This is a genomic window from Fulvivirga sp. (assembly GCF_040218215.1).
Taxonomy (GTDB): Bacteria; Bacteroidota; Bacteroidia; order Cytophagales; family Cyclobacteriaceae; genus Fulvivirga.
In genome coordinates this window covers 165,109-186,627 of the sequence record NZ_JAVJQL010000017.1, presented here as the reverse complement: position 1 = coordinate 186,627, position 21,519 = coordinate 165,109, and the positions used below count along the sequence as shown (strand labels likewise).

At 37.4% G+C, this 21,519-nt stretch carries 13 protein-coding genes; 6 read left to right on the top strand and 7 right to left on the bottom strand.

The annotated features are described in order from the left end of the window. A partial coding sequence (locus tag RIB54_RS13560) for an MBG domain-containing protein (protein ID WP_350101417.1) occupies positions 1 to 1,112 on the bottom strand: 1,112 nt, incomplete at its 3' end. Positions 1,113 to 1,249: 137 nt separating this feature from the next. Here RIB54_RS13560 and RIB54_RS13555 point away from each other — a divergent pair. The 5 genes from RIB54_RS13555 (at position 1,250) to RIB54_RS13535 (ending at position 7,731) form a co-directional block, all read left to right on the top strand. Beyond that, positions 1,250 to 2,422, top strand: coding sequence for a glycosyltransferase family 2 protein (locus tag RIB54_RS13555; RefSeq protein WP_350101416.1), 1,173 nt, complete (start codon positions 1,250 to 1,252; stop codon positions 2,420 to 2,422). 48 nt (positions 2,423 to 2,470) lie between these two features. Continuing rightward, the gene (locus RIB54_RS13550) at positions 2,471 to 2,797 is read left to right on the top strand and encodes a LytR/AlgR family response regulator transcription factor (protein WP_350101415.1); all 327 of its coding nucleotides are present in this window, start codon (positions 2,471 to 2,473) and stop codon (positions 2,795 to 2,797) included. A gap of 102 nt (positions 2,798 to 2,899) precedes the next feature. Next, positions 2,900 to 3,949, top strand: a complete 1,050-nt coding sequence (locus RIB54_RS13545; RefSeq protein ID WP_350068355.1) for a Gfo/Idh/MocA family protein — start codon at positions 2,900 to 2,902, stop codon at positions 3,947 to 3,949. Continuing rightward, positions 3,946 to 5,211, top strand: a complete 1,266-nt coding sequence (locus RIB54_RS13540; protein ID WP_350101414.1) for an SMP-30/gluconolactonase/LRE family protein — start codon at positions 3,946 to 3,948, stop codon at positions 5,209 to 5,211. Before RIB54_RS13545 ends, RIB54_RS13540 begins: the two co-directional genes overlap by 4 nt. Before the next feature lie 219 nt (positions 5,212 to 5,430). Beyond that, positions 5,431 to 7,731: a TonB-dependent receptor domain-containing protein gene (locus RIB54_RS13535; protein ID WP_350101413.1), complete on the top strand. Its 2,301-nt coding sequence runs from the start codon at positions 5,431 to 5,433 to the stop codon at positions 7,729 to 7,731. A gap of 102 nt (positions 7,732 to 7,833) precedes the next feature. Here RIB54_RS13535 and RIB54_RS13530 read toward each other — a convergent pair whose 3' ends face one another. After that, a complete protein-coding gene (locus RIB54_RS13530) occupies positions 7,834 to 11,688 on the bottom strand; it encodes a MopE-related protein (RefSeq protein ID WP_350101411.1) in 3,855 nt (1,284 codons plus the stop codon). A gap of 508 nt (positions 11,689 to 12,196) precedes the next feature. Here RIB54_RS13530 and RIB54_RS13525 point away from each other — a divergent pair. After that, positions 12,197 to 12,775: a DUF4136 domain-containing protein gene (locus tag RIB54_RS13525; protein ID WP_350101410.1), complete on the top strand. Its 579-nt coding sequence runs from the start codon at positions 12,197 to 12,199 to the stop codon at positions 12,773 to 12,775. Positions 12,776 to 13,156: 381 nt separating this feature from the next. Here RIB54_RS13525 and RIB54_RS13520 read toward each other — a convergent pair whose 3' ends face one another. From RIB54_RS13520 to RIB54_RS13500, 5 genes are all read right to left on the bottom strand, one after another. Continuing rightward, positions 13,157 to 18,424, bottom strand: coding sequence for a PKD domain-containing protein (locus tag RIB54_RS13520; RefSeq protein WP_350101409.1), 5,268 nt, complete (start codon positions 18,422 to 18,424; stop codon positions 13,157 to 13,159). A 10-nt stretch (positions 18,425 to 18,434) separates the two neighbouring features. Then, positions 18,435 to 18,872: a T9SS type B sorting domain-containing protein gene (locus RIB54_RS13515; protein WP_350068363.1), complete on the bottom strand. Its 438-nt coding sequence runs from the start codon at positions 18,870 to 18,872 to the stop codon at positions 18,435 to 18,437. A 28-nt stretch (positions 18,873 to 18,900) separates the two neighbouring features. Further along, on the bottom strand, positions 18,901 to 19,881 hold the full coding sequence (locus RIB54_RS13510; protein WP_350101407.1) for a PorP/SprF family type IX secretion system membrane protein: 981 nt from the start codon (positions 19,879 to 19,881) through the stop codon (positions 18,901 to 18,903). Between the two features lie 295 nt (positions 19,882 to 20,176). After that, positions 20,177 to 20,749: an ATP-binding protein gene (locus tag RIB54_RS13505; RefSeq protein ID WP_350101406.1), complete on the bottom strand. Its 573-nt coding sequence runs from the start codon at positions 20,747 to 20,749 to the stop codon at positions 20,177 to 20,179. Between the two features lie 112 nt (positions 20,750 to 20,861). Next, positions 20,862 to 21,518: a response regulator gene (locus RIB54_RS13500; RefSeq protein ID WP_350068369.1), complete on the bottom strand. Its 657-nt coding sequence runs from the start codon at positions 21,516 to 21,518 to the stop codon at positions 20,862 to 20,864. Position 21,519 lies beyond the last annotated feature (1 nt).

The following is a 21,519-nucleotide window of genomic DNA, read 5'->3' as shown; positions in this document are numbered from 1 at the left end:
GTTGGTGGTGTTGGTGAACCTGCATAGGTAACATCCACCGTCAGTCCTGCTGGGGTAGTGACTGTCGTGACTGGTTTAGGGTTCGTATCATAAGTCTGGGTTGTATTGCTGATCGCTACGGTAGCTGCAGCTTTATTAATCGTCAGACTGCCTGTATTGCTGCCCTCATAATTCGCATCATTGATGGTCGCCACTATCGCATAAGTGCCTGCATTGGTTGGTGGTGTCGGGGAACCTGCATAGGTAACATCCACGGCCAGTCCTGCTGGGGTAGTGACTGTGGTGACTGGTTTAGGGTTCGTGTCATAAGTCTGGGTCGTATTGCTGATCGCTACGGTGGCTGCAGCTTTATTAATCGTCAGACTGCCTGTATTGCTGCCTTCATAATTAGTATCATTGATGGTCGCCACTATCGCATAGGTGCCTGCATTGGTTGGCGGTGTTGGTGAACCTGCATAGGTAACATCCACGGCCAGTCCTGCTGGGGTAGTAACTGTGGTGACTGGTTTAGGGTTCGTGTCATAAGTCTGGGTCGTATTGCTGATCGCTACGGTAGCCGCTGCTTTATTAATCGTCAGACTGCCTGTATTGCTGCCCTCATAGTTCGCATCATTGATTGTAGCTACGATAGCATAAGTGCCTGCATTGGTTGGTGGTGTTGGTGAACCTGCATAGGTAACATCCACGGCCAGTCCTGCTGGGGTAGTGACTGTCGTGACTGGTTTAGGGTTCGTGTCATAAGTCTGGGTTGCATTGCTGATCGCTACGGTGGCTGCAGCTTTATTAATGGTTAAATCAAATGATTGGGGTACTGACTCGCCATTGGCTGTAGCAGTAATTTCAAAACTAAACATGCCAGTCTCGGTTGGAGTGCCTGAAACTGTTCCTGTTCCATCGGAATTATCTATAAAATTCAGCCCTGCAGGTAATCCACCTGGCATAAGAACCAACATGATAGGGTCTCCATCATCGTCAGATGCAATAATATTTACAGAATAAGGGCTGTTATACTCTCCATTAGGTACCGTAGTGGTAACAAAGCTCGGGGGAACAAACCCAAAAATTGGGGTCGTCAGCAGCAATACATTAAGAATGATTAATAAAGCCCTCACTATGATTTTTTAATTATAGACAACCAACAAATACAAATGTAAGATTTACATAAAATATCAACTTGTAAAGCTAATATTTTATGTGTTAAAATTCATTTTTTTACATATCCTTCTAATTTTGACATAGTTTTGACATTATGACTGAAATCTTCTTTTGGATAGGTATTTCCATTGTCCTGTATACGTATTTAGGCTATCCGGTAATCCTTTTTTTTCTGGTAAAATTAAAAAGATTAAAAAGCACTGTTATGCACCCTGAACCAAGTGAAGAGCAATTACACGATCTAACGCTGGTTATACCTTGCTATAATGAGGAGGATTATATTGAAGAAAAAATAAAAAATTGCCTTGAGCTTAACTACCCGCCAAATAAGCTTAGCATTTTATTCGTAACTGATGGGTCGGATGATGGCACAAATGAAGTTATAAAAAAATATCCAGAAGTAACCTTGTCATACAATCCGGAAAGAAGAGGTAAGAATGCGGCCGTAAATAGAGTAATTAAAACCATAAAGACACCTATTGTAGTATTTTGTGACGCCAATACCATGTTAAATAAAGATGCCTTGTATAACATCGCCCGTCACTATCAGAATCCAAAGGTGGGTGGTGTGGCTGGTGAGAAACGTGTTGAATCAGCAGATGCAAGTGCTGCTGGGACAGAAGGTGCTTATTGGAAATATGAAAGCAGGCTAAAAACCTGGGATTCAGAGTTAAATACTGTGGTTGGTGCGGCAGGAGAACTATTCTCTATCAGAACTGAACTTTATGAAGAAGTTCCGAAGAATGTGCTTATTGAGGACTTTAGGCTGTCAATGAATATTGCCAAAAAAGGCTTAAAAGTAGTTTATGAGCCTGACGCCTACGCAGTGGAGACGGCCTCGGCATCTATTGAAGAGGAATATAAGCGCAAAGTGAGGATTTCAGCCGGGGGATTAAGGGAGGTAGTTTATTTTATGCCCTTGCTTAACATTTTCAAATATGGGATGCTAAGCTTTCAATATGTATCTCATAGAATGTTAAGATGGACCTTAGCCCCTCTTTCCCTGGTTATTGTTTTAATAACCAATATTTTATTGGCAAAGGATGGTAATTTATTCTTTATTTCGATCTTAATCGCGCAACTGGTTTTTTACATCATATCACTCATTGGGCATTTTTTAAGGGGAAAAGATGTTAAAATCAAAGGCTTTTTCATCCCCTATTATTTTACTTTCATGAATGCATCAGTATTTATGGGGTTAGGCAGGCTGATTGGTGATAAGCAAAGTGTAGTATGGGAAAAGGCCCAACGAATGAAGAAGGATTGATGTCATGGGTACTATTTACTAACTAACAATCAAGAATAAAAAACAATTTTGACAGACATAACTGAAAGCACATTCATAAAGTCAGGCACTGAAATAATCAGAATAAATTTCACTGACATCCTCTATTTGGAAGGTATGAAGGACTACGTTATGTTTCATCTAAATGACAATAAGCATATCGCCTATTATACATTAAAATCACTAATTGAAAAATTGCCTGATGACTTTATGCGAATTCATCAATCATACATCGTTAATATCAACAAAATTGAAAAAATTAAGGATAATCACATATATATTAAAGACAAGGTTATTCCTATTTCCAAAAGCTATAGAGACTGCCTGAAAGGGCGTGTTAGTAAACATTTTCTATAGCCAATCGAATTTTTCATTCCATCCTTCTAACAGAGTAGGTCAGTTATCGAAAAGAATATTTAATTCAGCTTATCAATCCTACATTGGTGTCAAAAAAAGGATATGAATGTAGGTTTTATAGGAACAGGATGGACAGACCGTGTCCAAATCAGCACATATCAATTAGCAGGGTTAACTCCCTACGCGATCAGCTCAAGATCTGAAACTAAAGGGCAAGAATTAGTTAAAAAATTTAATCTTAAAGTTAATTATACGAACTGGAAGGAGCTTATCTGTGATGTCAATGTAGACATTATAAGCATCTGTACTCCAACTTACACTCATTTTGATATAGCCAGTTTTGCCATTAAAAACAATAAAATGGTAATATGTCAGGCTCCTTTTATGTCTGCTCAAGAAGTGAAAAGTTTAATCGAGCTGAATAAAAAGCATTCAAAAACTAAAGTCTATATTGATTTTGAATTGAGGTTTACACCAGCAAGACAAAAGCTGAAGAAGATGTTAGAGCAAAACTTTATTGGCAGAGTTTTTCACTCTGAAATTACCTATAAGAAAAATTTCAGCTTACCAGAAGACACTACCTGGTCCTGGGAGCATGATCTTGAAATGGGTGGTGGTATGTTAAACATAGTTGGAGATGCACTTATTGATCTAGCTGGATTTTTATTAGGAGAAATGAAATCAGTTTACGCCAGTACATTTATTATACATAGCAAAAAGAAAAGTGACACTAAATTTAAAAAAGCCTCTGGAGATGACTTTGCAAGATTAATATTAGATTCTAAATTGAATGGAGAAATTGAGGTGCTAGCGAGCGGTGTACATGGTGAAAATGAAGGAATGAATGTGATAATTAGAGGGACTGAAGGAATCTTGAAAATTGACAGTTATGACAAATTATGGCATTTGAGAAATGATGAAGAGAAGTGGCTCCCAATCAATCTAAAATTAGATTTACCTAAACATATGCCCGAAGATTTAAAAAACTACCCCTATGCGGTTGGCACCTACTTCTTCGGCAAGTCTATCGCACTCGGATTAGCCGATAATTTATCACACGCATGTGATTTGAAGCAGACATTAAAAATGCAGCGAATACTTGATGCTGCTCATAAAAGTAATAAGCTCAAAAAACCAATCTTAATAAAGTGAAACCGTTAATTACGCTAATTACCATATCAACAATAATCACCACCAGTTGTGACAAGCAACCAAAACATGAATACCCTACATCAAAAACAGAAATGATTAATAATATTTACTATGGGGAAATGCGAGAAACAATGACAAACGATTATCCCAAGTATTTATCCACTATAAAGGAGCTCGTAGCTTTAAATGAGAACAATCCATTTTTTCAATATCATTTAGGACGAGCTCAATACCTGGTAGGTAATTCAAATAAGGGTTTTGATGCCATTAAAAAACACGTTAGCCAGATTCAGACCTTAGAATATGTAGTTTCTGATTCTTTGCTAATTGCAAATATTGAAACTGATCAAATCAAGCAATTACAAAGCACATATTCAAATGGCAAACTAGAGAAAACCGAGCAAGTGGCTTTTGAGTTACCTCAACAAGGATTTACTGCAGAAGGTCTTACTGTAAACCCAATTTCAAAATCCATTTATCTGGGAAGTATCAGGTTGGGTAAAATCATAGAAATAGACAGCTTAGGAAATATTACCGATTTGATAAGTGAGCATCAATTTGATATAGAGAACATACTTGGATTAGAAATAGATCAACGAGGAGAATACCTCTATGCCTGTGGTGAATACACTGATTCAGCTACTCAGCAACTTAAAAGTGGTGTTTTTAAATTTAACCTCACCAATGGACAACTGAAGCAGAGGTTCTTACCTAATGACACTTTAAATCATGAGTTTAATGATTTAACAATTGTTAATGACGAAGTATATGTTTCCGATTCTAAATCAGGTGGGTTGTACAAAATCAAAAATGATCAAATGACTTTATTGATCGATCAAAATGAATTGAGTTTGACAAATGGAATAACCAAAACACCCGAAGGCAGGTTTTTATTTATAGCTGATATGTTTTTTGGTGTTATGAAATATGATCTACAAAAAAATGAGCACAAATGGTTAAAAATGCCCGATCATTTCACCCTTACTTCTATTGATGGTTTGACATACCATAAAGGCGGATTAATTGCTCATCAGTTCACATTGAACGGAATTTATTATTACACCATAGAAGATGATTCTATTACTCAAAAAACAACAATCTCCCATGGACATCCATTATTAAAGGATCACACCACCGGTGATGTGCTTGGAGGCATTTACTATTTTATAGCCAATAGTGATATTGATATTTTGAATAGATATGGCAATGATGTTTCTGCTGATAGTTTAAATAATACTTTTATTCTAAAACAGGAACTTTAAAATCAACAATTCATAACCCATTCTCCTACTATAATTATCTATTTTAGAGAGTAAAATATTTCAAAAATGGTTTATATGACAGAATGAGCAGTTCACAAACAATAAAATGGGGAATAATAGGATGCGGAGACGTAACAGAAGGTTTCTAGTTGTAGCAGTAATGAGTAGAGATAAGCAAAAGCTAAAGGACTACGCCCAAGGACATCAGATTGATCAACTATGATAAAAACCAGCACTCTTCATGTTTTACTAACTATAACTCTATTAACCCTTATCAACCCTTGCATTGCTCAGTTTAAGGTAAGCGGCATTGTTATGGAATCAGGTACTGATAGAGCACTAATTGGCGTAACTATTATTTCAAAAAGCAGCGAAAAAGGTGCAACAACAGACATTAATGGCCAATTTGAATTGGAATTACCCTTACCGGACTCACTATTAATAAGTTATATCGGTTACAAATCGATTAGAGTAAAGGTCACCGAGAGTGTTAGTCTAAACTTGCAACTAGAAGTCGATACGAAACAGCTCAATGCCATAGAAATTACAGCTCCCAAAATCATCGAGCTAAAGCTTCCTGCCTCATTTATGCAAATTCCGAAAGAGCATTTAAACCGTGACAACGGAACTACCATTGTACCAGCATTAAACAGGATAACAGGAGTTTATATGCACTCAGGAGCACTGAATACCAATAGAATTACTATCAGAGGTATTGGCAATCGTTCTTTATTTTCTACAACTAAAATAAGGGCCTATTTGGATGATATTCCCCTAACTACCGGTGATGGTGAAACGACCATTGAAGACATTGACCTGAGTCTCATCCAAAAGGTAGACGTGTGGAAAGGGCCAACAGCAAGTTTGTATGGAGCAGGTTTAGGGGGTATGATTCATTATAAAACCAGAGATCAGGAAAACTTTATGCCTACTGCGGTAAGTACAAAATTAACGGCAGGCTCGTATGGTTTAATTAGAAATGTCTCTGAGCTCAATTTCACGAATGATGGCAAAACGCTGAATACTGTATTGAATTATAACAACACGTCAAGCGATGGGTATAGAGACAATAATGAGTATGACCGGGAGTCTATTGCTCTTATTGGTAAGTCAATTTCAGGAAAGTTTGGTAAAACTACTTTATTCGGAAGTTTTACAAAATTAAAAGCCTTTATTCCAAGTTCTATTGACAGGGATGACTATGAAAATAGTCCTCAAAATGCGGCCTTCACCTGGGGCAGCATTAAAGGTTTTGAAGATTATACTAAGGTGATCTCGGGGCTGTCTCATGAAATTAAAATTGCCGAATTAACTGGCCTGGAGATCAGAAATAGAACAAGTCTATTTTATACCAATAGAGACGCTTACGAATCCACTCCCTTTAATATTCTGGAAGAGAATTCATCAACTTATGGATTACGAAACGTAATTGAACTGCAAAAACGAGATGACTCAAAAACCAATCTGCCAATTTTGTCTATAGGTATAGAAACGTTTTCAGAAAACTATGATTGGGAGACTTTTGAAACCAATAATGGTTTGAAAGAAGCTCCATTGAGTGATAATGAAGAGGAGCGTAAATATATCAACCTCTTTGCTCAATCGTACTTCGAGATTAGTACTAAAGCAACATTATTTGCCGGCATAAATTTTAACAATACGTCCTATGATTACAAAGATTTTATAAAGTCTGACGGGCTTGATAAATCAGGAAATTATGGTTTTGACTATATAATATCACCGCATTTAGGCTTTAATTATCAATTCAACAATAATGTCGCCTTATTTTCCACCATCAGCCATGGGTTTTCACCACCATCACTTGAGGAAACACTTACTCCAGAAGGAACCATTAATCCAGACATACAAGTAGAAAAAGGATGGAACTATGAATTAGGAGCTAGAGGAAACATTGACTCAAAATTTACCTATGAATTGACCGTTTACACAATGCAGATAAAAGATCTTTTAGTAGCCCGTAGGGTGAATGCGGATCAATTTATTGGCGTTAATGCTGGTGAGACAGAACATAATGGGCTTGAGTTGTTTGTAGCCTATGAAGTGATAAAAAACAGGAACTGGCAAATGACGCCTTTTATTTCATATACCTACTCAGATTATACTTTTAAAGAGTTTGTTGATGAGGATAATGATTATTCTGGGAATAATCTTACAGGAACTCCACCACACCAGCTAAGTGCAGGTGTTGACTTTAATTCTGCTATTGGTTTTTATGGTAATATCAACTTCAAGTATGTCGATGCTTTTCCAATGCGCGATGATAATTCCATTGATTCAGAAGCTTACCAAATAGTCAGGGCTAAAATTGGCTTTCAAAGAAACTTATCAACCAAATGGAAGATAGATGCGTCTTTCGGAATTGATAATGTATTTGATGAAAAGTATGCATCAATGATTCTAATCAATGCTGGTAGTTTTGGCAACAACCCTCCTCGCTACTATTACCCGGGTCTACCCAGGAATTATTTTGGGAGTTTGTCTATTTTATATCAACTCTAAAAGATTGAAATTTAAGCAGAGATACAGCAATAAAAAAAGCTGTAACTCATTGAATTATAGCGTTCACTTAGATATCACATAAAACACAAGATTATAGGTTCATTATTCCTTGTGAAATCTACTAACTCTTATCCCTTTCTCATCTTTAATAATGATGTTATATATACCAGGCCGAAGTTCGCTTACATCTAACTCCTTTAAAGGCATATTTACTGTGATTGATTTTATGATTTTACCCTCACTATTTACAATTGATATATGCGATATACCTTGGGAGGGATCATTTATTAGTAATTTACTCGTAACTGGATTTGGATAAACAAACAAATCAAGTGGCATTATAGAATCTGTTAATCCTGTTACTTTAACTATTTCAAATGAATGCCTAACCGGATCTGCAGGCAAATATCCCTCATTACCTTCTTGAGAAGCTTCTACGATGACCACTCCCACTCCTTCAAAATTTATAACATTGCCATTCAAAGACGCAGGTCCGTCTATCACACTAAAAGTAACATTCAAATTCGAAGAAGTGGTAGCCAGCAATGTTAAACTTCCCTGATCAATATCTTGATCTTCAAGTGAATCAAAAAATATTGTCTGACCTAATTTGTCTATACTTCTATCACAGTCATTATCCTTTCCATCAGGTAATGTAGGAGCCTCTGGGTAAACATTTTTATCCAAATCATCACAATCAGTATTATCCAAAACATAATTTAAAGGTTCTGTGCACTGAACCAAAGTGTTGGATGCATCTCCATAACCATCTCCGTCTGTATCGGCATACCATATAGACGCTGGATTGATAGCTGCCGTGGAATCATCACAGTCGTCATTACTAATTACATAACCATCAGGCTGATCACATTGAACTAGTCTATCTACAATGTAGCCATAGCCATCACCATCATTGTCAACATACCAAATTGTTTCAGGATTTATAGCTGCATTAGAATCATCACAATCTGTATTATCGACTACATAACTAGCAGGCTGATCACAGCTTATTAATGTATCTTCTATATCTCCGAAACCATCACCATCCTTGTCTGCATACCAAACCGCACCCGTGTTGATTGCCACATCAATATCATCACAATCCGAATCATCTAAAACATATCCTGTTGGTTTAATACATTGAACCAAAAAAACCGAACTATCTCCATAGCCGTCTCCATCAGCATCAGCGTACCAAACAGATTCAGGATTTATAGCTGCATTAGAATCATCACAATCTGTATTATCTAAAACATAATTCAAAGGCTGTGAGCACTGAACTAAAGTACTAGATGCATCTCCATAACCATCACCATCTACATCTGCATACCAAATTGTTGAACATTGCATTTTCCACATATCATTTAGCGCTCCTTTAAACCCAAAACTATCCAATCCACTTCCTCCAAAAAGCCAAATATTTCCTGAGTTATCCTTCCAACTGACCGCCAAGGTTCGTGCTCCAGGTTCATTATCAGAACTAGACACACCTTTCAAACCATAGTTTCCAATAGCATTATATAAATCACTTCCACCTACCCAAGTCCAATTCACTCCATCATACTTCCATAAGTCATTATAAATCCCTTCACCTGAAGCATGGCCGTAACCACCAAATAACCAAAGGTTATCCGAAGTATCAACCCAAGACATTGAACCTTCCCTAGCACCAGGAACATTGCTAGAGTTAGGTTCTTCTTTTGTTCCGTAAGACCCTGGCACATCGCGAATATTACTCCCACTTACCCATGTCCAACTGCTACCATCAAACCTCCACAAATCATTCAAACCTCCTGTACGACCTTCTGAATCAAACCCATCGCCTCCAAAAAGCCAAAAGCTGCCAGAACTATCCGTCCAGCCTACAATTCTATCTCTAGCTCCTGGCACATTCTCTGAATTAGCAATCCCCTTAGTTCCATAGATTCCAATTGCATCTGGAGTGTTACTTCCACTTACCCATGTCCAGTTTGTACCATCAAATTTCCATAAGTCATTTAACTTCACCTGAGCACCTGTATCATCATATCCAGTGCCTCCAAAAAGCCAAAGATTCCCAGATAAATCCAGCCAAGCGACTGAACCAATACGCGAGCCTGGCACATTAGAAGCTGCTACTACACCTTTTTCTCCATAATCACCTAATGAGTTAACCTCTTTACTTCCACTTACCCATGTCCAATTTACACCATCATATTTCCATAAATCGTTCAACCAGCCTCTTTCTCCATATTCATCAACACCACTACCTCCAAAAAGCCAAAGATTGCCAGAAGTATCAAACCAACTTATCGCAAATGACCGTGCACCAGGTATATTACTAGGCTCCGTAATATTCTGTATTCCATAGTTTCCTGCAGTATTTGCACGATCACTTCCACCTATCCAAGTCCATCTCATTCCATCGTATCTCCATATATCATTAAGTGCCCCATGACCTCCGTGGCCATCTGTGCCATAACCCCCAAAAAGCCATAAATTTCCCGAATCATTAGTCCAGCTAATACCACCTGCTCTAGCTCCCGGTATATTGTTGTCTACTGCCACTCCTTGAGTTCCATAAACACCGGGTGAATATTGAGTACTACTTCCGTTTATCCAAGCCCAACCGGTTGCATCAAATTTCCATAAGTCATTTAAAAACCTAGTAGGGCCTTCACCTGAGTACCCCAACCCTCCAAATAGCCATAAATCACCAGAAGAACTTACCCAATTGGCTGCAGGTCGCCTTCCTCCAGGTTCATTATTCTCATCAGAGACACCTTTCTCACCATAACTACCTAGTGCTTTATTGGTTTTACTGCCACTCACCCATGTCCAGTTAGCACCATCAAATTTCCATAAATCATTTAAGTAATCGGTTGATGGGTTCTCATCAAAGCCCAGGCCTCCAAAAAGCCAAGAGTTTCCAAACTGATCAGTCCAACCTACTGCCATGTGTCTAGCTCCAGGTTCATTTGTAACAGCGGGCACACCTTTATCCCCATAATTACCTGTACTGTAGGTGGTGTTACTTCCTGATACCCATGTCCAGTTAGCTCCATCAAATTTCCATAAGTCATTTATAATTCCTGAGGCTGAACCTCCAAAAAGCCAAAAATTCCCAGATCCATCGCTCCAATAAGCGGAAGAACTTCTTGATCCGGGAACATTATTAGCATCTGCTACACCCTTTGTCCCATAAACTCCTACACTATTTACCGTACTGCTTCCGTTTATCCATGTCCAATTAATTCCATCAAATTTCCACAGATCATTTAAGCGTCCAGATGAATTAGATTCACCATAACCTGCTCCACCAAATAACCATAGGTTTCCTGAATCATCTACCCAACCCGCTGAGGAACTTCTTCCACCAGGCACATTATTTGTATCACCAGTACCTTTAACACCATAATTTCCAGGCTCGCCTCGAAATTTACTACCGCTAATCCATATCCAATTCGTTCCATCAAATTTCCAAAGGTCATTTAGCCTTCCTAGAAATCCGTCTGAATCATAGCCATATCCGCCAAATAGCCAAAAGTCTCCTGAACTATCAAGCCAACCTACTGAGCCGAGTCGAGCACCTGGAAAATTATTGGAATCAGCGACTCCTATATCTCCATAATTGCCGCTAGCCTTAACTTCATTACTTCCACTAACCCAAGTCCAATTTGTCCCATCGTACTTCCAAAGGTCATTTAAATAGCCACTTACCCCAAAAGCATCATAGCCTTGACCTCCAAATAACCAGAGGTTACCAGAGGCATCTGCCCAACTAACAGCATCTTGCCTAATCCCAGGCACATTATCCGAATCTGGCACCCCTTTAACTCCATATATACTTGTGTAAGGATGAACCTCACTTCCTCCCTCCCAAGACCATTGGATTTCTTGTGCATTCAGCTCTGCGAAAAAAAATGTAGAAATTAAAAGAAATGATAATTTTAACAGGTCTATTAAAGTATTCTTCATATCGTAATCAACTTCTTTTTGGTTTAAAGAAGTAACAACTAGTTTAGTGTTTTTCTGTATATCTATTCCGATATTTAATTGTTTCTAAAATAGATCATTTTCAATTTATATTCTCGATAAGAATATAATATTTTTTTATACTTTTTGCAGTTTATTTTACTTCGAGTTAAAAACACCCATAGAATTAAACTCTAAGAAAGATATTGAAGTGGGGTTTATGTTTAAAAACTGATATCTCTTTTATGATTTAACTATCATAAACCAAATTTTTCATTGACGTTTCGAATAAAGATTTTGATACTGAATTTATTACAAAAACATATAAACCCCCTCCGTTCGATCACCTCGTAAAAAATTGTTTTATCATAAAATTGTGGATTCTGCACCCTATTTAGTGTGATTTTTTTCCACTGCTATGACCCTATACTTCTTATTACAGTGAGTATGTGATTTGGCATGATTTTGATTTCTACAAAAACAAGCTCGAACAACTAAATATTATTATGTTATGGAAGCAACAATAAAAAATTTAGCACAGAAGGTTATGGTAGGTTTAGTAATAGGACTGGTGTTGTCAGCATGTTCAATCACCACAACCTCCGTCATCACTGATTATGATAGAGATGCCCAGTTCAATTCTTATCAAACCTTTTATTGGTCTGATGATTTTCAAATCGAAAATGGAAAAACTAATGACCCCCTCTTCTACAATACGCTGATAAAGAAGCGGCTAAAAGTGGCCATTACTGATGAGATGAAAGGAAGAGGGTATGAATTGAATGCAAAAGACCCTGATTTGCTCATAAACTCTCATGTTGTAGTACAGCAAAAAAGTACGAGTCAAAATAATTATCCTTATTATGGATATTATGGATTTTACAGGGGTTATAATACAGGATCGATGACCACAACGCAAGAAAGAGAGGGAGCTCTCATAATTGAATTGATTGATAAGGACAGACACCAGTTAGTATGGCAGGGTTATGCCCCAAATGTTCTTCAAACTAATACAGAAGATAAGCAACGAGAGATTCGAGAAGCTGTTTCTAAGATATTTGCCAAGTATGAATACAGGGTCGACAAATAAATTAGTATTAGACACCTAATTTAGAACTGTCACATTAATACGTAACTTACCTTAATTGACTAGGCAATAGCAGTTATATGATGTCTTTGGTAAATCAAATAAGCTGCTATATTTTTTATCAATTTCATCAGCTTTCATCATATTTCAAAGTGGTAATACCATCTAACTAACCAGTAATTATTTTGTGAGTTTGTCAATTAGCTATTTGCTATGAAATGGCTTTTACGGGTACGGACAATTGATAACAAAAAAACGCTGTATTCCAAGGGTTTACAGCGTTTTAAGAACATTTCGAAAGTATCTATCAATACACTTGATTATCTGTGGTTAATGAAAAATTAAGGTGAAACTATTATTAGTCAACCATTTTTCCCGTTTTAACTAGTTCTCCTTTGAAAGGTCGATAATGGTCTCAAATTTTAAACTGTCCAATTCTTCAACTGTTTCCCACTGTCCAAATTGATTTAACCTCTGGAGCTTATATTTCCCAACACCATTTTTCCAACCTTCATACGGTGTCCAGTAAATTCTGCTTTTGTAATTATCGGTTTCCCTCTGGAGCAAGATAGAACTTCCCAGGTTACTTAGCTGCGCTTCTATGTCGCACGTGTTTACGACCCTCACCTTGTAAGAATATTTTCTTGACTGTACATCTACACTTTCATCGTAATAACTGGTTATACCAGATGGTACTTGATCAACAATCTCAAAGTCATCTGAGTCTCCCCGTAATACTTCATAATAAACCACTTTGTCCGGTCCAATTTCAGGCTCCTTCCATTCGGTATAAGTGTATTTATCATCTACTACCGTAGTTCTTGCTATTTCTACTTTTTGATCCAGAAAAACATTCTTAAGTAGTTCCACTTTGGTAGAATTACTTTCTGAAAAATAGTCCTTACCATTTAAATTGACTGCCATTATTTTATAGTGATATTCTCCGGGGCATAAATCCTCAGACTCACGAAACTGACTTGATTTACTGTCAATTCGGTATATCTCTTTCCAATCATCCGTACTGCTTTTTCTAAAAATCGCGTACGAGTCAAAGGTATGTCCCTGATAATGCTCCCAGCTTAGTTGAATATCACCATCAATAATACTTCCTTCAACATATATTGATTTATACTGTGTAAGGGCATCCAGTCCGGCAGGCTCCTGGCAGTATACATGTGATTGCAGTTTATAGAAATATGAAGTTTCGCTTGTATTAACCTCGAAATCACGATAGCTCATAAAGTCTACAGATTTCAGCGTGTCAAAAGGCTCATAGTTATTGGCTAAGTCACTTTTTCTGTATACCACATTATATTTAAAATTATTTGAAGTGTAGGGGCCGCAATCCATTTCAATAGCGTTTTCATTAAAAACCGAGAGTTTGAATACCTGGGGCTGAATTAACCTGGTAGTATCGTACGCCATGATAGGTTTATTTAGATCCACACTTTGGCTACAAAGCCCTTCATTTGTCACCAATAATGATATTTGATATTCGCCAGGATTGTTAAATACATGAGAGGGCTCAAACTGATTAGAGGTAGTCCCATCACCAAATGACCATTGATATGTTGCATTCTGTAGTTCACTACTTTCATTAACGAGGTTGATACTAACAGGCAAACAATAATTGTAATCCTGCACATTGATTGCCGCCTCCGGTGTTGGGATAATGACCAACGAGTCATATTGAACCAGTTGTTGACATCCTTCAATATCAGTAGATAATAGTGACACATTGTATATGCCAGGTGCGGAATATTGATATTTAGGGTTTCTAATTGTGGAAGTATTACCGTCTCCAAACAACCATTCCCAATTTACTGCTGTATTTGACTTATCATCAAACTGGATGCTATCAGGATGGCAAACTACAGAATCAGACAAAATGATTTTAGACCTGGGGCCTGTCACAGTAACACTATTTTCAATAAATAAAGTATCTGAGCAGTTAAATTCGTTTTTGACAATTAAACTAACATTATATTGATCCGGCTCATTATAAATATGAATTGGGTCTTTATTAGTTGATGTAGATCCATCACCAAACAACCACAGATAACTATCGGCATTTTCAGAGTTATTGATAAATTTTACCAATAATGGAGCACAAGTGGACTCATCTATTTGGGTCGAAAAATTGGCTTTAACATCATGGACTGTAATCAAGCTTTCCTTAGCCATACGCATTTCACACCCACCTGCGCTTCTTGATATCAGGCTTACGGTGTATACACCAGAGGTGGAATAGTGATGAACCGGGGACTTCTCTTCAGACGTATTGCCGTCTCCAAAATCCCATGTCCAGGAAGTGGAATTAGATGATTTATTATTGAAGGATATTTCTTCATTTAAACAACTGTTTTTGGCACTGATGTCAAAATCCACTTTAAGCAAAGGGTCTAATGTTTTAGATTTGGTCAAACTGCACCCTTCAGCATTAGTAACCTTTAACGTTACAGGCTTAGTCGGGTAAGTATTATAAGTGTGTTCTACATTTTGGGATGATGATAAACCCCCATCCCCAAAATCCCACGACCAGGAAACAGCATTTACACTTCTATCTGAGAAATTTACACGCAAGGGAAGGCATATGTCTTCAAGTGTAAATGAAAAATCGGCCATCAAAGAGTCTACCTTAATAATCTCCTTTAAAAGCATAGTATCCTGGCACCCATTTATTGAGGATACTAACGAAACATCATAAACTCCTGAATTATATGTAGTAGTCGGCTCAAACTGATCGGAAGTAACTGAGTTACCAAAATCCCATGAAAAATTGTTGGCACCACTAGACCTGTTATCAAAAGTAACAGATAAGGAATTACAACCTATTTTATTATTTACCACACCAAAATCAGCCTTGGGTTGATTAAGAACGACCATTTCTGGCAAGACAAAATTTTCTTTGCACCCTCCCACACTGGATGAGGTCTCTAACTTTACCTCATGTTCACCGCTGTCTGAGAATAAGTGTTTGGGGAAAGTGTCTGTACTGGTGTTTCCATCGCCAAAATCCCAAAGAAAATTATCATAACCCTGAATATTGTGGGTTATTGATAGGGTGTCTCCTTCACATAGATTTGATTGATAGTCGTATTGAATAAAACCGTTACCCACAATAATATTTTTAATGACTTTCTTCTGACAACCCGCAGAGTCCTGAGCCATTAGTGCAACCTGATACACGCCCGGATCAGTGTACACATGTGTAGGTTCAATAGTTGTTGATGAGGTCCCATCACCAAATTTCCACTGATAAGAAAGCACATGTTGACTTATACTTTGGAAAGCAACTTCATATCCTGTACAAATATATTCCTGCGAATACTCGAAGTTGGCATCTGGTTCTTCAATAATTACTTCAGTAAAATTATCAAGTGTATCAATTGAGCCATCCTCATAAAACGAGATTAAATCAACATAATAAATGCCATTTTCCAAATACGTATGCTTGGGTTGGATTTCAGTTGATTGAGTACTGTCTCCAAAATCCCAAAACCATGATTTGGCTTGTAATCGTGGATTAGCAAATTGCACTTCAGCCGGGCTACTGCACATGCGTACCACATGTTTTCTATAAAAAATAGAATCCGGGATTGGGCTCTGCCCATCCAACAAATCATCTTGAACACAATAAAGCCAGGGGGAAGAAACCAATTCAATGGCAGTATTCGAACAACCCTTTTCGTCAATAACAGTAAGGCTGACAGGAAATTGGCCATTAGTTGAAAAGTCAAGAGACGGGTTTTCCAATGTTGACGTTATACCATTGCCAAAATCCCAGAAATAGGAAGTGGCATTTGGTGTAACACTCTCAAAGTTCATAGTGAAATTAGGACATCCAAGTGTAGTATCTGCAACTACCGAAGAAAATGAGGCTTGTATGTTAGAAACGATAATGCGATTATAGTCCTCTATAAACACTTCGCATCCATTTGCATTATTCGTTTTCAGTGATATACTATAGGTGCCTGGTGCTTTATAAAAATGAGATGGATTTTTATCCTCTGATGAAGATCCATCACCAAAATTCCAGTGCCAGAAATCTTTACCAATGCCACCATTAAAATAGACTTCTGACGATTGGCATGTCACTATTGGGTCAGGTTTTTTATAACTTATTTCATTTGAAAAAACCGTTATTGCTTTGGGCAATTCCAATGTCTGCGGACAACCAAATTCGTTGTTAAAAGAAACCTCAACATTATACTCACCAGGGTCGGTAAGTACTACCGATGGTGCCATTTCATTATTAATAATAACCCCACCAATGTTCCATTTAATATTAGTAGCATTTTTATTGGCCAGGCCAAATGAAATTGTTGCCGGGCTACACTCCTTCAATGAGGAAGCAATAATGCTGTTTTTTGAATCCTTAACAATAAATAAAGAATCAAACGTGACTACATTGCTGCACCCTGTCTGGTGCTTCATCAATGCTTTCAAAGTATACTTTCCTTCTTTTACAAACGTATAGTCCAGCATCTTGCCTGTTAAAATTTTACCATCCAGCTCCCATTGATAGCTATCTACACCCGAAGTATTGTTTTCAATATGAACAGTAAAAGGCACACACCCTTCCGTTTCACCAAAGTTGATATTTGTTGCTGCTGTTGAAATAACCTTTAAAGGGCTCAAGCCATCAATCGTATTTTCGCACCCCAACTCATTGGTAACTTTTACGGTAAAGTTGTATTCACCACTCTTAAGAAAAGCCTTCTCAAATGATTTTTCATTTGATGTGAAACCATCACTAAAAATCCATTCCACAGATTCCTTTGCACTGAAATCGCCTCCAAAAGTAATAGTGCCTCCCTCACAAATAAGTGAGTCACTAATAACAATATTGTGTGCCGGTAAATCATGAACGGTAATAAAATCAGCCATTGTTTTCACCTCTGAACAGCCATTTGCATTGGTTACATTAAGTGAGATAGTATAGGTTCCAGATTCAGAATACTTATGAGCAGGTAACGGTAAGGCAGAAGTAGAACCATCGCCAAAGTCCCACAAATAAGTGTGATATGATGCAGATGTGCTAAAAATAATATTAGCGTCACTCAAACATGCAGCTTGTTTATTCGCTATTATCCCGATCTCTTCAACTTCCAACACCGTAATGACGTTAGGCTTTGATAAGATCTCGGAACAGTTCGCATCATTGTAAGCAATTAATGTAACAGTATAATTCCCTGATGATTCAAATATATGGTCAGGATTCAATTGCGTAGAAGTGTTACCATCTCCAAAATCCCAAAGAAAGTTGGTTGATCCTGTTGATAAATTGATAAAATGGACAGTGTTTTTGATGCATAGCAACGTAGCATCAGTTTCAAAAGCAGGTATCGGATCTGCTATTGCCTCAATATTCTTATCATAAAACACTGTTGTAGAAGTGCCATTAGTTTTAGAGATGGTCAGTTTAACACTGAATAACCCTGGATTGCTAAACAAAATGGTAGGTGAGGCTACAGTAGAGGTTTGTCCATTTCCAAACTCCCAGTAGTAAGAAACTATGCCTGCTTCTCCGTAGGAAAATTTTGAGCTGAAAGGGACGCAGCCACTTGATTTTGTAGCGGTAATATCCGCGGCATTAATCTTATTTAAAGCAAAGCCTAATAAGAGGTATAATATTATACATTTTTTCATAAAGGGCTTTTTAATTGAGCACAGTTAACGTTCCTGTTTTATTTACTTCTCCAAATTCCTTTCCGTAGGCCACTAATTTGTAGTTATAGTTTCCAAATGGAACAGGTTTTCCTTTGTGCATGCCATCCCATTTTTCTTCGACATTTTGCGTTGCAAAAATGGACTCCCCCCATCGGTTATAGACAACTAATTTGTACTTTTCTATACCTTCTCCAACCGCACCGAATGTATCATTAAGGCCATCTCCATTTGGGGTGAATGCAGTAGGCAAGTAAATTTTCATTGGCAGGTATAATTTCACCTCATTTGAAACACTCTCAATTGCGTTATTTTCACTGCTTACTGCAACAATTCTGTAGTTAATAGATTGATTTTCATATTGCTGAGCTTTTGTGACCATAGGCGCCAACCATATCAACAATATAATAATTTTTTGTATATTTTTCATAGTATTATTAGTCTTATTTGCCCAACGCTTAAAACAGGTTTCTCTGGAATTTTGGACACTTGCCTTTATAAGTGTTCTTTATCTTATGCTTTCTTGGAAACTCAAACTGGTATCCTATAGAGAGCTCATGTGCATTATCAGACATGGTTTTGAATTGACTAATGCCATAATCATAACTATACCCTATTCTGAATTTGGAAACATTCATACCCAGCGAAGCAACAATTGCATCGTCAACCCGGTACCACATACCTACTGTCCAAATATCACTACCATAATAAACGCCTAAGTGCAGGTAACTAAAGCTTCCTTGTTGTTCGTAAATGATGTTGGGTGAAAGATAATGGTCTTCTCTTCTGAAATTAACCACTGGCAAAAGCGCACCAAAATGAATGGTGGTCTTCAAAGGAATGGTTGTCTCAGATTCTATGGCGAAATTTTCACGAGGCTTATTGATATGACTTATTTTAACCCCACCAAAAATTAGCTGAGAAGAATAAGACACACCAACATTGACATCTGCCTGCGTGATGTTGTTATTGCCAAACCTTTCCTGGGTATTTGTAACAACGCCATTTCTTTGATCAATTTGATCTTCAAAAGTCAATGACCCCCAGTCAAGCTTCTTTTGATATACTCCTACCTGCACACCAAAACCAAGTTTTGAATTTTTATTCAATTGCACCCTGTGTCCTAAAGAAGCAGCATATGAAGTAGAAGTCAGTACCTGATTCATTTGATTATCATTGACCATTTGGATACCCCATCCGGAATTGCTGCCCATTGGCGCATCTAAAGAGAAAATAGAACTGGCGTATCCATAAGATTCTGACCCTTGCTGCCTATGTGCCGCTACTATCCTATTAGCGCCAGACATACCAACATGTGATGGGTTAAGGTAGGCAGGGTTAGAATAGAACTGGGAAAAGTGAGCATCCTGTGCGTTGGCATTTACAATCATTAATGTGAAGATTATAAGTGCTGAGGATAGTTGGCCTAATGCTTTCATGGTTTTTATTTTTGTTTTGATAGGTCAAATATCATGGATTAAACACCCCTATAAATCAGGGAAGTACTGAATCTGAAAAACGGGTGTTTACCTTACTAAAAAGGCCTTAAATAAGTCAATTAGGTGCATTTAACCACATATTGAGGGTGTGAAATCAGGCACTTAGACAAGGCCTAATAAAAACAGCCAGCCAGAGGTAGGGAAATTCCCTAGACATGGTAAGAGATACCTTAAAAAAGCCCGGCCCTCCACTTGGAAGGCCGGGCTTTCTTAAGCAATTAAGCAAACGTTTATTTTAAATATTAGGTATTTCAACCTGGATAAGGGTGCCGGTCTTTAATGCAGAATCAAAATAAATTTTACCAGATAACCTATGGATAAATTGCTCTATCAGGTAAAGCCCAATGTCGTAGTCTGTAGATGCACTAAGTGCTGTAATATTGATATCATCATTTAACTTGTTTGGCGTTAAGCCATTACCATTGTCCAATATTTCCAGCTTCAGTGATTTAGAGTCTGCAACTAGTTCTATATGAATAAACGGAGTTGATTTGCTGATATCCATGGTGCCTATGGCATTCTGAATGAGCTGATCAAAAATGAATTGAATATAATTTGGGTTAGAATAAAACTTCCCGGTAATCTGAATACTATAAGAGATGTCAACCTTTATAGAGGCAATATATTTCTTATTATTGTTAATAGCTGTGGAAAGAACTTCCCTTAAATCAATTTGATTGAACCCCTTTTGCTTTAACCTGTGTTCCAGCCCGTTCTTTTTAAAAGAGATGAAGAGGTAATCTTTGTTGTTTTCAATTTCATCCTTGCTTTTCATATTTTCCGTTTCCTCCCAAGTCGACACTTCCATATACTTTATATTAATTTGATACAAATATGGAGTCAATAGCAACGGATTCCTTCAGGGAAATTCTGAATTATGAATATCAGGAATCTACTTAGATGGTCATTAATTCAAGCAACTATAAATCAATAATCTTTTCTTTTATGGCGTATTTCACTAGTTCTACAGTATTCTTTAAATCAAGTTTTGACATAATGTTGGTCTTATGTGTTTCTACTGTTTTGATACTAATAAATAATTCATCTGCCACTTCCTGATTGGTCTTGCCCAATGCTATTTGTTGAAACACTTCAAACTCCCTTTTGGAAAGTTTACCATCAGAGCTTGGAGCTGCCTTTATGTTCCCTTTAGCCTTAAACATGGTATCCATTACAATATCTGTTATATCTTTAGAGAAGTAGCGCTCTCCCGCATTTACAGTCCTTATTGCCTCTACCAGGGTCTCTTTATCTACCTTCTTGGGCAAGTACCCATCTACTCCGGCCTGAATGGCCAAATGAACCAGTTCCTCTGTTACATCACTGGAAATCAAAATGATTTTAACTTCCTGGTTGCTATCCTTTATCCATTTAGCCGCCTCAATACCACTCATACCCTTCATCATAATATCCATTAGTATTATGTCTGGCTTGGAAGAAGATACTTCATTAATAGCTGACTCACCGCTCGACACTTTACCAACTATTCTAATAAATTCGATATCATCAAGTAAGGCGGCAATTCCTTCCAGCAACAACTGATGATCATCTACTAACAGTATTTTTATTTTATTCATG